The sequence below is a fragment of the Promicromonospora alba genome (assembly GCF_042654905.1).
Classification (GTDB): domain Bacteria; phylum Actinomycetota; class Actinomycetes; order Actinomycetales; family Cellulomonadaceae; genus Promicromonospora; species Promicromonospora alba.
This window is the reverse complement of sequence record NZ_JBHSFI010000004.1, coordinates 99661-111541: the sequence shown is the minus strand read 5'-3', so window position 1 is coordinate 111541 and position 11881 is coordinate 99661. Positions and strand designations below refer to the sequence as shown.

General features: G+C 71.2%; 7 protein-coding genes. 1 reads left to right on the top strand and 6 read right to left on the bottom strand.

From position 1 onward, the window contains the following. Positions 1–33: 33 nt before the first annotated feature. A complete protein-coding gene (locus tag ACFO6V_RS11435; protein ID WP_377135410.1) occupies positions 34–516 on the top strand; it encodes a hotdog fold domain-containing protein in 483 nt (160 codons plus the stop codon). Between the two features lie 29 nt (positions 517–545). Here the strand turns inward: ACFO6V_RS11435 and ACFO6V_RS11430 are convergent, their stop codons facing one another. From ACFO6V_RS11430 to ACFO6V_RS11405, 6 genes are all read right to left on the bottom strand, one after another. Next, positions 546–1223: a SanA/YdcF family protein gene (locus tag ACFO6V_RS11430; protein ID WP_377135408.1), complete on the bottom strand. Its 678-nt coding sequence runs from the start codon at positions 1221–1223 to the stop codon at positions 546–548. 108 nt (positions 1224–1331) lie between these two features. Continuing rightward, a complete protein-coding gene (locus ACFO6V_RS11425; RefSeq protein WP_377135406.1) occupies positions 1332–2243 on the bottom strand; it encodes a DUF4031 domain-containing protein in 912 nt (303 codons plus the stop codon). A 105-nt stretch (positions 2244–2348) separates the two neighbouring features. Then, on the bottom strand, positions 2349–5624 hold the full coding sequence (locus ACFO6V_RS11420; RefSeq protein WP_377135404.1) for an Ig-like domain-containing protein: 3276 nt from the start codon (positions 5622–5624) through the stop codon (positions 2349–2351). 207 nt (positions 5625–5831) lie between these two features. Continuing rightward, the gene (locus ACFO6V_RS11415; RefSeq protein WP_377135402.1) at positions 5832–7151 is read right to left on the bottom strand and encodes an acetate/propionate family kinase; all 1320 of its coding nucleotides are present in this window, start codon (positions 7149–7151) and stop codon (positions 5832–5834) included. Beyond that, a complete protein-coding gene (pta, locus tag ACFO6V_RS11410) occupies positions 7148–9262 on the bottom strand; it encodes a phosphate acetyltransferase (protein WP_377135400.1) in 2115 nt (704 codons plus the stop codon). Before pta ends, ACFO6V_RS11415 begins: the two co-directional genes overlap by 4 nt. A 49-nt stretch (positions 9263–9311) precedes the next feature. After that, positions 9312–11801 carry a phosphoketolase family protein gene (locus ACFO6V_RS11405; protein WP_377135398.1) on the bottom strand — a complete coding sequence of 830 codons (2490 nt, stop codon included), beginning with the start codon at positions 11799–11801 and terminating at the stop codon, positions 9312–9314. Positions 11802–11881: the final 80 nt, after the last annotated feature.

The window sequence follows — 11881 nt, the reverse complement described above, 5'->3', positions numbered from 1 at the left end:
ACGGCCGTCACCGCGCCCGGTACGCTCGCGCGCATGACGACGCAGCTCCATGCCTTCTGGAAGTCCGCCAACGCACTGCCGGTCATCGGCGGGCTGTTGGGCAAGCGGATCTTCTCCCTGGTCTACTCCTTCAAGGCGCCGTACTTCGGCAGCTTCGCCCCGCGGGTCATCGACATGCGCCCGAACTACGGCGAGGTAGTGGTGCCCAACCGGTGGCGTAACCGCAACCACATCGGCACCGTGCACGCCATCGCGGTCTGCAACGGGCTCGAGATGGCGATGGGCTCGCTCGCCGAGGCCACGGTGCCCGACGACAAGCGCTGGCTGCCGAAGGGCATGGAGGTGTCCTACCTCGCGAAGTCGACGGGCGACGTCAGGTGCGTCGCCGAGACCGAGCAGGCGCACTGGGACGGCGACGACCGGGACCTGCCGGTGCGCGTCCGGGGCGTCCTCGCCGACGGGACCGTGGTGGTCGAGGGCACCATCCACCTCTGGGTCACGCCGAAGAAGAAGTGACCGGTCAGACGCTCCGCGACGTGTCAGACCTACAGGTCACCCGAGTGACCTGAGCGTCTGACACATCGGTGGGGGTCTGACAGGTCAGCGGGCCGACGGCGGGCCAGGGAGCGGACCGCCGCCTTCCAGCTCGCGGGCAGCTCCCGCACGTGCCACCAGGCCCACTGCGCCGGCCGGACGCTCTCGGCGCTCACGCCCACCCCGACGGCGTCCAGCCCGGCCTCTACGCAGGAGTAGAGCGTGCGGCGCAGGTGGTAGTCCTGGGTGACGACGACGGCGGTGCGCACGTCGAACAGGTCGTGGGCGCGCCGGCACGTGGCGGTGGTGTTGAAACCCTCGCGGTCCAGCACTATCGCGTCGTCGGGGACGCCGAGGTCGTTGTCCAGGAGCCAGGCCCGCATCGAGCCGGGCTCGTCGTACCGGGTGCCGTCGGCGTTGTCGTGCGCGTCGCCGCTCAGGATCACCGTGGGCGCGATGCCCGCACGGTAGAGCTCGGCGCCACCCTCGACGCGACGACGCAGGTAGGTCGACGGCGTCCCGTCGGCGCGGAGCCCGGCGCCGAGCACGATGACGGCGTCCGTCTTCTCGATCTCGCCCGGGTCGTGCCGCACCCGGACGTGCCCGGTGCCCTGCACGACGGCGACGGGAACCACGAAGGCGACGGCGAGCACACCCGCGACGACGGCGGCGGCCTTGAGGGGAGTCACGCGGAGAACGCTACTGCGTCCAGGCAGGGGCGTGATCGGCAACCCGTCACAAGATCGGCAGCTCGGACTGCCGACCACCTGACGCCCTGCCGACCACGCGGCCGCCCTTCACGCTGCCAGGGCCGTCAGCTCGTCGCGGAGGTTCGCCTCGGCCGCGGCCTGCCAGCGGGCGACGCCGGGGGCGGTGCGGAACAGCGGGCCGCCGTCGAGGAGCGTGCGGAGCACCTGCGACCGGCCTGCGCGGAACAGCGTCTCGGGAACGTCGCAGTACTCCGCGCGGACCTGGTGCGTGTACCGCGCGTAGCCGGCGGGGCTGGCGCCGAGCACCGCGAGGTCGGCGTCGCTGACCAGGCCACCCACGACGTCGTCCGGCGCGGGGTCGTGTTCTGCCGTGACCATGACCAGGCGTGCGACCTCGTCGACGTCGTCGGTCGCGACCCCGGACCCGGCGAGCGGGCCGAGCAGCTCGGCGACCAGCGCCGCCGACCGCTCCTCGTCCTGCCGCGCGACGCCGTCGTGCACCGCGTCGTGGAACCACACGGCCAGGCGCGCGCGCCAGAGGGCACGCTCGGAGAGCCCGCTGGCGGGGGCTATCGAGTCCAGCGCGTCCAGGGCCGTCGCAAGGTGCAGCGTCGAGTGGTAGACCCGGTGCGGCTCGCGCCAGCGGTCCACCAGGTCCTCGCCGGCCTGGTACGCCAGGCCCGGGTCGGCCCACAGGTCGGCCCAGCGGATCAGGAGCGCTCCCCGCTTGGCGCGGTTTCGTTCGGCACCCGAGACCCGCAGGCCGGAGGTCGCCAGCCGCCGGGCGAGGTCGCCGCCCTCGACGGGCACTGCGCCGGCGGCGACGAGTGCGTCATACCGCGATGCGGGGACGTCGTAGTGGTCCAGGTCGAACGCGCGGTCCGGCACGCCGGCCGCGCGTGCGAAGAGGCGGAGCTCCTGCAGCGACCCGTCCGAGACCAGGTGGGAGAACAGAGTCCCGTGCGCGGGCCAGGCGGGTGGGTCGATGAAGACGGTCACGGGGCGAGCCTACGCGCGGTCCGACCAGCGATCAGACAGGCCTGCGGCCCTGACTCGACGTACCAAGTACGTCGAGTCAGGGCCGCAGGACTCGCACCGGTCAGGTCACGACCCGACGACCTGCCACGGTCCGAACCGGTCCCCGGGCTCCTGGTTGCGGGTCCACCACTTCGCCCGGTACTGCTCGCCGTCGTGCACCACGACGTCGCCCCGCACGAAGATCCGCGACGGCGTCCAGACGGCGGTGCCGTCCCCGGACCGGAGGGTCTCCTGCCACGGTCCGTAGGCCGCACCACTCGGCTCCTGCTTGGTGGTCCAGGCGGCCCGGTAGTACCCGCCGTCGTGGAAGACCTCGTCACCCGAGCGGTACCGCACCGACGACTCCCAGAGAGGTGAGGCCTCACGGGGCACCTTCGCCATGACCTCGATCTCGCTGACGATCATGTGCACGTTCTCCTGGGCGGTCATGACCACCCGGACGGCGTCGGCGCGCACGTCCGCGGGGAGGTCGACGACCGGGGCGGCGCCGTCGGACGTCACCGGGACCGGATCGCCAACGGCCTGCCACACGCCGTCGACCTGGGCCTCGAGCGCCACCGTGCGCGCCCAGCTGAGGTGGCCGCCGTCGCGGAAGAAGCGGGTGACCACGCGCGTCACGTCGCGCTCCGCCGGCAGCGTGACGGTCAGCGTGTCCTGCGCGTTCTTGGTGCCGGACCGCCAGTTGGACCAGCCCTTGTCGTCCAGGTCGCCGTTGATGACGTTATCGGCCGGGTACCCGGGCTCGGTGTAGGTGGCCGACGCCGTGGTGCCCTCCGCGAGGGCCACGTTCGCCTCACCGGGCTCGGCGACCAGTACCCGGACGATCGCGGGCAGGGTGTTCGAGTCGCCGGCGTCGGCGATGCCCTGCAGCTCGACGGCGCCCCGCTCGTCGAACGCGCCGTCGGGCGCCTCTTCCCACGTGACCGGGCGCTCCACCGAAGCGCCGCCGGCGGCGATCGCGGTGACCGTCGCCGGCAGCTCGGCGGAGCCCCCGATGTAGGCGGCGCCCTGGGCGGGCAGGGTCCGCTCCAGGATGTCGACGACGACCGTCGCGGTCGCCTCGACGGTGCCGCCCGCCGGGATGGCCACGGTGCCGGTGACCTCGACGATCCCGGCCTGCGCCCACGCCGCGTCGCCGGGCATGTCCCAGGTCACGGGCAGCGCGCCGCGCGCCCCGCCCGGGTAGATCGGGGTGACGGTCTCCGGCAGCTCGGGCGTGGTCCCCGGGCGGGTGAACGCGTCGACCGGCGTGGTGCCCAGCACCGTCTCGTCGACGATCGCCCAGCGCTGGTTGGCGTTGGAGTTGGCGAGGTAGGTGCCCACGGGCGAACCGTCGACCCGTGCCTCGCCGCCCACCTCGAGCACCGTGCGCGCGACCACGTTGACCAGGGTGTACGTACCGTCCCCGGTGGTGGAGAGCACCCAGCGCGCGGTGTCCGGGGTGTCGGCCGGGTCGGTGGGGGAGTCGACGAGCACCGCGGAACCGTCCGCGGTGACCGCGAGCTGTTCACCGGTGCCGACATTGGTCACCGCGTACCGCGTGCGGTGAGTTCCGGAGCCCTCGGGAGCACCCAGGTCGGTGAGCGTCCACAGCTGCCCGGCCGCTGCCGGGTCGTCGGTGGAGATCTGCACCCCGCCGTCGCCGTCAGGCGCCAGCGACAGGTCGGACTGCACGCCGTCGATCCGGTACACGTGGCCGTCCTGCGCCAGCGGGGTGTCGTCCGCTACGCCGGAGACGCCGTCGACCAGGAACGTCGTGACGGACTCCGCGGGCACGGTGAGCGTCGCGGCGGCGTCCTGCACGGCTACCGGCGTGCCCTCGACGAGGTAACCGTCGACGCTGGTCACGACGGGCGTGACGGTCGCGCCGGACGCGACGCTGCCGAAGCCGGAGAGGTCGAGGGTGACGTCCCGGTCCGCGGTGGTGTCGTTGACGTGCACCACCGTCGCTGCGTCGCCCGAGGCGGACACGGCGGCGGTGCTGTCGGTGTCGTCGACGCCGATCAGGCGGTCACCGGGCGTGATGTAGTGCGTGAAGTTCTGGGTGACCCAGTACTTGGTGTTCGTGTAGATGGGGCAGGTCTCCAGCGTGTCCTCAGCGGTGCAGGAGAACGGGATCTGGATCTCGCCCCAGTTGCCGCCCTCGGGGCTCTCGCCGCCGGGCGCCATGTTGTCGTAGTCCTCGACGGGCTGCCAGAACACCCACGCGGACGGCTCGAGCTCGCGCAGGTCGTCCATGATCTGGTGCGCGCTGCCCAGGCCGGACTCCATCGACTCGAAGTCCTGCCCCGTGGTGGACCAGGAGCCGCCGACCTCGCTCATCCACAGGGGCTTGTCCTCGCCCTTGGCGATGTCGCGCACGGTGGTGCGCTGGCCAGTGCCGTAGGTGTGCACGTTCAGCTGGGACACCTGGTCGCGCACCGCGTCGGGGTACGAGTTCCAGTTGGTCGCGAACTTGCCCGGGTTCGTCTCGTCCATCGCGGAGATCCGGGCGTCCGTCGTCGAACCGCCGATGGCGTCGGCGAGCACCGGGAGCACCTGCTGCTGCAGCGCGGGCCCCATGTGGGCGCCCTCCTGGCGGCCACCCGTCGGATTGCCGTCGGCGCCGAGCCTGGTGCCCCAGTAGTCCGTGTTCGGCTCGTTGAACGCGTCGATGGTGTCGACGTCGATCCCGTGCGCGTCCTCGAGGCGTTCGGTCGCGCCGACGACATAGGCGGCGAACTCCTCGATGCTCTCGGGCTTGAGCTGGTCGTCGTTGGAGTTGAACCCACCGGAGACGTAGCCGCTGACCGTCTGGAACCACGGCGGGGAGTTGCTGAACGTCTCCCAGTGCGTGATGTCGTCCTTGATGCGGTCGACCCACCAGCGCTGCGTGGCGTCGGCGTCCGGGTTCCAGTGGTCCGGGTTCGCCGGGTCCCACCAGTCGACGTCCTCGCGGGTGGTGCCCTCGGGCGCCTTCCACCAGCCCTCGACGTCGGCGCCGGCGCGCAGGTAGTCCGGGACGTCGGGGGCGTTGCCGCCGCCGATGTTGTACCGGGCGATGTTCAGGTTCATGCCGTCCTCGCCGAACAGCATGTCGGCGAGCTCGTTCCGGATCTCGTCCGGGTAGCCGCCCGTGGCGTTGGCGAACCAGACGAGGCTGGTGCCCCAGCCCTCGAAGGGCTCGCCCGCGTACGACGGGTCGGGGCGCACCGTCACCCCCGCCGCGCTCGTGGCCGCGGCTGTGGCGGCCTGGGGTGCGTCGGGCTGGGCGTTCGCCGTCGCCGGGGCCAGCCCCGCCGCCAGCAGCGCGCTCGCCGTCAGGACGGCACCTGCGCGCCGTCGTCCTATGGTCTTTCTCATCGAGCTCATCGTTGAGCCCTCCTCTCGCGTCAGTGCGACGATTCGGGACCTGCCGGGTGGATGTTCACGTGAACATCTGCTCGTGAGCGAACCGATGTTGACGTCATCATGGATGTGGTGATCCTCCTCGGCGAGGCCGCGAACGTCAAGCCTCCGGGCGTCCGGATACCTGTGACCCGGAGGCGCCGCACTGCGGTTGGTGCGCGGTCAGCCCTCGACCAGAGCCATCGTCTGGCGTGCGATCGCCAGCTCCTCGTTGGTCGGGACCACCATGACGAGAGGGGCCTCGACAGGCTCGACCAGCGAGTGCGGCTCGGCCGGCGAGCCAGGCTCGGCCGGCTTCCGGACCGAGATCACGCGGGCCTCGTCGGACCGGGTCTCGTTGGCCACCGCGTCGACGGTCAGGCCCAGGAACTTCAGCCCGCGTACGACCCCGGAACGGATGCGGTGGTCGTTCTCGCCGACGCCGGCGGTGAACGTCAGCACGTCGATGCCACCCAGCACCGCCGCGTAGGCGCCCACGTACTTGCGCAGCCGGTGCAGGTAGACGTCGAGCGCGAGGCGCGCGTCGTCGTCACCGCTCGCGACGAGCTTCTGCAGCTCGCGCATGTCGCCCACCCCGGACATGCCTAGCAGGCCCGAACGCTTGTTGAGCAGGGTGTCGACCTCGTCGCCGGACATCCCGCCGCGCACCAGGTGGAAGATGATGCCCGCGTCCAGGTCGCCGGAGCGGGTGCCCATGACGAGGCCTTCGAGCGGCGTCAGGCCCATCGAGGTGTCGACCGGCGCGCCGCCCAGCACGGCCGACGCCGACGCGCCGTTGCCCAGGTGCAGCACCACCTGGCGCAGCGTCTCGGGGCCGCGCCCTGCGACTGCCAGCTTGGCGAGGACGGCCGGATGCTCCGCGACCGCCGACGACACGAACTGGTGCGACGTCCCGTGGAACCCGTAGCGGCGTACGCCGTGCTCGGCTGCGACCTTGCGGTCCAGCGCGTACGTCGAGGCGGCCTTGGGGAGCGTCGCGAAGAACGCCGTGTCGAACACGGCGACGTGCGGCACGTGCAGCAGCTCGCGCGCCACCTCGATGCCCGTCACGTTGGCCGGGTTGTGCAGCGGCGCGAGCGGGATGAGGTCGCGGACGCCGGCCACGACGTCGTCGTCGATCAGGGTGGGGGCGCTGAACACCTCGCCGCCGTGCACCACCCGGTGCCCGACGGCGGCGATGCCCGCCTCCGCGAGGGACGGACCCAACTCGTCGAACAGGCCCATGACGATCCGGAGCGCCTCGCCGTGGTCGGGCACCGGCAGGTCGCGCACCACTTCCTCGCCCTTGGCCTCGTGCTTGACCCGCCCGCCGGCCTCGCCGATCCGTTCGACGATGCCTCCGGCGAGGGCCTCACCCGACCCGGGGTCGACGAGCTGGTACTTCAGCGAGGAGGAGCCGGAGTTGAGGACGAGGACGGTGCGTGTCTCGGGGTCCCCGGCCGATCGGGAGCGCAGCGAGTGATCGATTGGGGTGAGGGTCATGCGGACTCCTTGGTCTGGGCCTGGATCGCCGTGATCGCCACCGTGTTCACGATGTCCTGGACGAGCGCGCCGCGGGACAGGTCGTTCACCGGCTTGTTCAGGCCCTGCAGCACCGGGCCGACGGCGACCGCACCGGCCGACCGCTGCACCGCCTTGTAGGTGTTGTTGCCGGTGTTCAGGTCGGGGAAGACGAACACGGTGGCGCGCCCCGCGACGTCCGACCCGGGCAGCTTGGACGCGGCGACCGAGGCGTCCACCGCGGCGTCGTACTGGATGGGGCCCTCCACGTCGAGCTCCATGTCGGCCTGGGTGATGCGCTCCCGGACCAGCTCGGTGGCGGTGCGCACCTTGTCGACGTCGGCGCCCGTGCCGGACGTGCCGGTGGAGTAGGAGAGCATCGCGATGCGCGGGTCGACGCCGAACTGCCGCGCGGTGGCCGCCGAGGAGATGGCGATGTCGGCGAGCTCGGCCGACGTCGGGTCGGGGATGACGGCGCAGTCGCCGTACACGAGCACCCGGTCCTCGAGGCACATGAGGAAGACCGAGGACACCGACGACGTGCCGGGCTTCGTCTTGATGATCTCGAACGACGGCCGGATGGTGTGCGCGGTCGAGTGGGCGGCGCCCGAGACCATGCCGTCGGCGAGACCGAGGTGCACCATCATCGTGCCGAAGTAGGAGACGTCGGTGACGATCTCCCGCGCGCGCTCGACCGTCATGCCCTTGTGGGCACGCAGCCGGGTGTACTCCGCCGCGAACTTCTCCACGTGCTCCGGGTCGTGCGGCGACAGCACGCGGGCGGCCTCGATGTCGAGGCCCAGCTCGGCGGCACGGGCGCGGACCGACTCGTCGGAGCCGAGGATCGTGAGGTCCGCGATATGGCGGGCGAGCACCGTCGAGGCGGCACGCAGGATCCGGTCGTCGCTGCCCTCTGGCAGCACGATGTGGCGGCGGTCGGCGCGCGCCCGCTCGATCAGCTGGTACTCGAACATGAGCGGCGTGACGACCTGCGGGCGGGGCAGGTCGAGGCGGGCGGCCAGCGCGGCGGAGTCGACGTTGCGCTCGAACAGGGCGCGGGCCGTCTCGACCTTGCGGACCGAGCCTTTGTCCACGCGGCCGCGGGTCTCCGCCGCGGCGCGGGCTGTGCGGTAGGTGCCGAGCTCGGTGGTGATGATCGGCAGCTTGGGACGCATCGCCTCCAGCAGCTCGGCCGGGCGGCCCTGCGGGTAGAACCCGCCGTTGAGGATGATCCCGGCCAGCGACGGGAACGACGGCGTCATGTGCGTGGCGAGCAGCCCGATCAGCAGGTCGATCCGGTCGCCCGGGGTGATGACCACCGCGCCGTCGGTCAGCCGTTCGAGCAGGTGCTCGAAGCTCATGGCGCCGACCTGCAGCTCGAGCGCCTCGCGGCCCAGCAGCTCGGGATCACCCAGGACGAGCGTGCCGTCCACGGCCTCCAGGAGCTGGCCGACGGTCGGGGCCTGCAGGAACGGCTCCTCGGGAATCGTCCAGACGGGCAGGTCGGGCTGTGCCTCGGCCAGCAGGGTCCGCACGTCCAGGGCGCTGTGGGTGTCCGCGCGGTTGACGACCAGCCCGATCGCCTGCGCGTGGTGGGCCGCCAGCTCGGCGAGGCTCACGTCGGCCAGGGCGCGGATGCCCTCGGGGGTGCGCTCGCGGCCCGAGACCACGAGCAGCACCGGCGCGCCGAGGTTCGCCGCGATCCGCGCGTTGAACGAGAGCTCGGTGGGGCCTGCGACGTCGGTGTAGTCGGTGCCGAGGATCACCACCGAGTCGCAGCGCCCGGCCAGGTCGTGGAACCGGGACACGATGCGGCTCAGCGCGGCCTCGGGGTCGGCGTGCAGGTCCGCGTAGGTCACGCCGACGGCGTCGTCGTAGGCGATGTCGACGCCGTCGTGCTCCAGGAGGAGCGCCAGGACGTGGTCGCGCTCGCCGCTCGTGTCCTCGGCCTCGGTGGCGCGCGACACGGGCCGGAAGACCCCGACCCGCTGGCCCTTGCGGACCAGCAGATCGAGGACGCCCAGCGCGACCGTCGACTTTCCGCTCTCGCCCTCCGGGCTCGCGATGACGATGCTGCGGGTTGCGCCGGTCACATGTGGCTCCGTGTTCACTCTGACCGATCTCGCATGGCGAGATCTGCTGCTACTCGTTGTCTCCACCGGTGCCGAGCGTAGCGTCAACCTGGCCGCCGTCGGCCAGGTCCTGGGCGTCGGGCCAGACCCAGTCGCGCACCTCGGGGATGTCGTCGCCGTGCTCCCGGGTCCAGGCACGCGCACGAAGTCGCGCGTCCTGCATGCGCTGCCGCAGCCCGGCCTGGGCGCTGCCGAGCGACGCAACCCGGTCGATGACATCGATCACAAGGTGGTACCGGTCCAGATCGTTGAGCATGACCATGTCGAACGGCGTGGTCGTGGTGCCCTCCTCCTTGTACCCGCGCACGTGGATGTTCGGGTGGCCCGCGCGGCGGTAGGTGAGGCGGTGGATGAGCCACGGGTAGCCGTGGTACGCGAAGATGACCGGCCGGTCGCTCGTGAACAGGCCGTCGAACTCGGAGTCCTTCAGGCCGTGCGGGTGCTCGGACGCGTCCTGCAGGCGCATCAGGTCCACGACGTTGATCACGCGGACCTTGAGGTCGGGCAGCTCGCGGCGCAGGATGTCGGCCGCGGCCAGCACCTCCAAGGTCGGCACGTCGCCCGCCGCCGCGAGCACCACATCCGGCTTCTCGCCCGGCACCTCCGTGCCCGCCCACTCCCAGATCCCCAGGCCACGCGAACAGTGCTCGACGGCCTGCTCCATGGTGAGGAAGTTGGGGGCGGGCTGCTTGCCCGCGACCACGACGTTCACGTACTGGCGGCTGCGCAGGCAGTGGTCGTAGGTGGACAGGAGCGTGTTGGCGTCCGGGGGTAGATAGACCCGGACGATCTCGGCCTTCTTGTTCACGACGTGGTCGATGAACCCCGGGTCCTGGTGGCTGAACCCGTTGTGGTCCTGCCGCCACACATGGCTGGACAGCAGGTAGTTCAGGGACGCGATCGGCCGCCGCCACGGGATGTCGTTGGTGACCTTGAGCCATTTGGCGTGCTGGTTGAACATCGAGTCGATGATGTGGATGAACGCCTCGTAGCTCGTCAGCAGCCCGTGCCGGCCGGTCAGGAGGTAGCCCTCCAGCCAGCCCTGCACCTGGTGCTCGCTCAGCATCTCCATGACGCGGCCCGCGCGGGCCAGGTGGTCGTCCACCTCCGGGCCGATGTACTGCGCGTTCCACTGCTTGTTCGTCGTGTCGTACACGGCCTGCAGGCGGTTCGACGCGACCTCGTCCGGCCCGAAGATACGGAAGTTGGTCGGGTTGAGCCGGATCACGTCGGTGAGCCACTGGCCGAGGACCCGTGGCGCCTCCGAGATTGAGCCTCCCGGTGAGGGCACGTCCACGGCGTACTTGCGGAAGTCGGGCAGGCGCAGGTCCTTGAGCAGCAGGCCGCCGTTGGCGTGCGGGGTCGCGCTCATCCGCAGCTCGCCCTGCGGCGCCAGTGCGGCGATCTCGGGCAGCACGCGACCGTCGTCGTCGAACAGCTCCTCCGGGCGGTACGACCTGAGCCATGTCTCCAGGACGCTCAGGTGCTCGTCGGTGTCCCGGGCGTTCGCGAGCGGCACCTGGTGCGCGCGCCACGAACCGGTCGTCTTCTTGCCGTCGATCTCGGCCGGGCCGCTCCACCCCTTGGGGGTGCGGAACACGATCATCGGCCAGGCCGGACGGCTCAGGTCACCCTGCGCGGCGCGCGCCTTGATCGCGGCGATCTCGTCGAGCACCTCGTCCAGCAGGGCGGCGAACCGTGCGTGGAACTCGGCGGGCGCCTCCTGCGAGCCGTCTTCCACGGTGAAGAAGTACGGCTTGTGCCCGTACCCGACCATGAGATCGCGCAGCTCGTCCTCCGGGATACGCGCCAGGACGGTCGGGTTGGCGATCTTGTAGCCGTTGAGGTGCAGGATCGGCAGCACGACGCCGTCCTGCGCGGGGTTGACGAACTTGTTCGAGTGCCAGGACGTGGCCAGCGGACCGGTCTCCGCCTCGCCGTCGCCCACCACCGCCGCGACCAGAAGATCCGGGTTGTCGAACGCGGCACCGTAGGCGTGGCTGAGCGCGTAACCGAGCTCGCCGCCCTCGTGGATCGACCCAGGGGTCTCCGGCGCGACGTGGCTCGGGATCCCACCCGGGAAGGAGAACTGCCGGAACAGGCGCTTGACACCCTCGGTGTCCTGCGTGATGTCGCTGTACACCTCGGAGTAGGTGCCGTCCAGGTAGGCCGAGGCGACCAGGCCCGGCCCGCCGTGCCCGGGACCCGTCACATACACGGTCTGCTGCTGCCGCTCCTTGATCGCCCGGTTCAGGTGCGCGTACAGAAAGTTCAGGCCCGGTGTGGTGCCCCAGTGCCCCAGCAGCCGCGGCTTCACGTGCTCCGGGACGAGGGGCTCGCGCAGGAGCGGGTTGTCGAGCAGGTAGATCTGCCCGACCGAGAGGAAGTTCGCCGCCCGCCACCACGCATCGATGCGCTCCAGCTCGGCGGGCTCCAGCTCGGCGACGCCCGTGGCGCGCCATCCGGCGGGGGTGGTGTCGGGGACTGCTGTCGTGGTCATCGCATCTGCTCCTACGGGAGTTACGTGCGGGATCTGTGCCGGGTTGTCTGCTTGTTCATTCGAACGCAGAACTGCTCGGC

What these genes read in the sequence shown, in the direction of transcription:
- ACFO6V_RS11435 (WP_377135410.1), top strand. Translation starts at nt 34, where the DNA reads ATGACGACGCAGCTCCATGCCTTCTGGAAGTCCGCCAACGCACTGCCG.
- ACFO6V_RS11420 (WP_377135404.1), bottom strand. Translation starts at nt 5,624, where the DNA reads ATGAGAAAGACCATAGGACGACGGCGCGCAGGTGCCGTCCTGACGGCG.
- ACFO6V_RS11415 (WP_377135402.1), bottom strand. Translation starts at nt 7,151, where the DNA reads ATGACCCTCACCCCAATCGATCACTCGCTGCGCTCCCGATCGGCCGGG.
- ACFO6V_RS11405 (WP_377135398.1), bottom strand. Translation starts at nt 11,801, where the DNA reads ATGACCACGACAGCAGTCCCCGACACCACCCCCGCCGGATGGCGCGCC.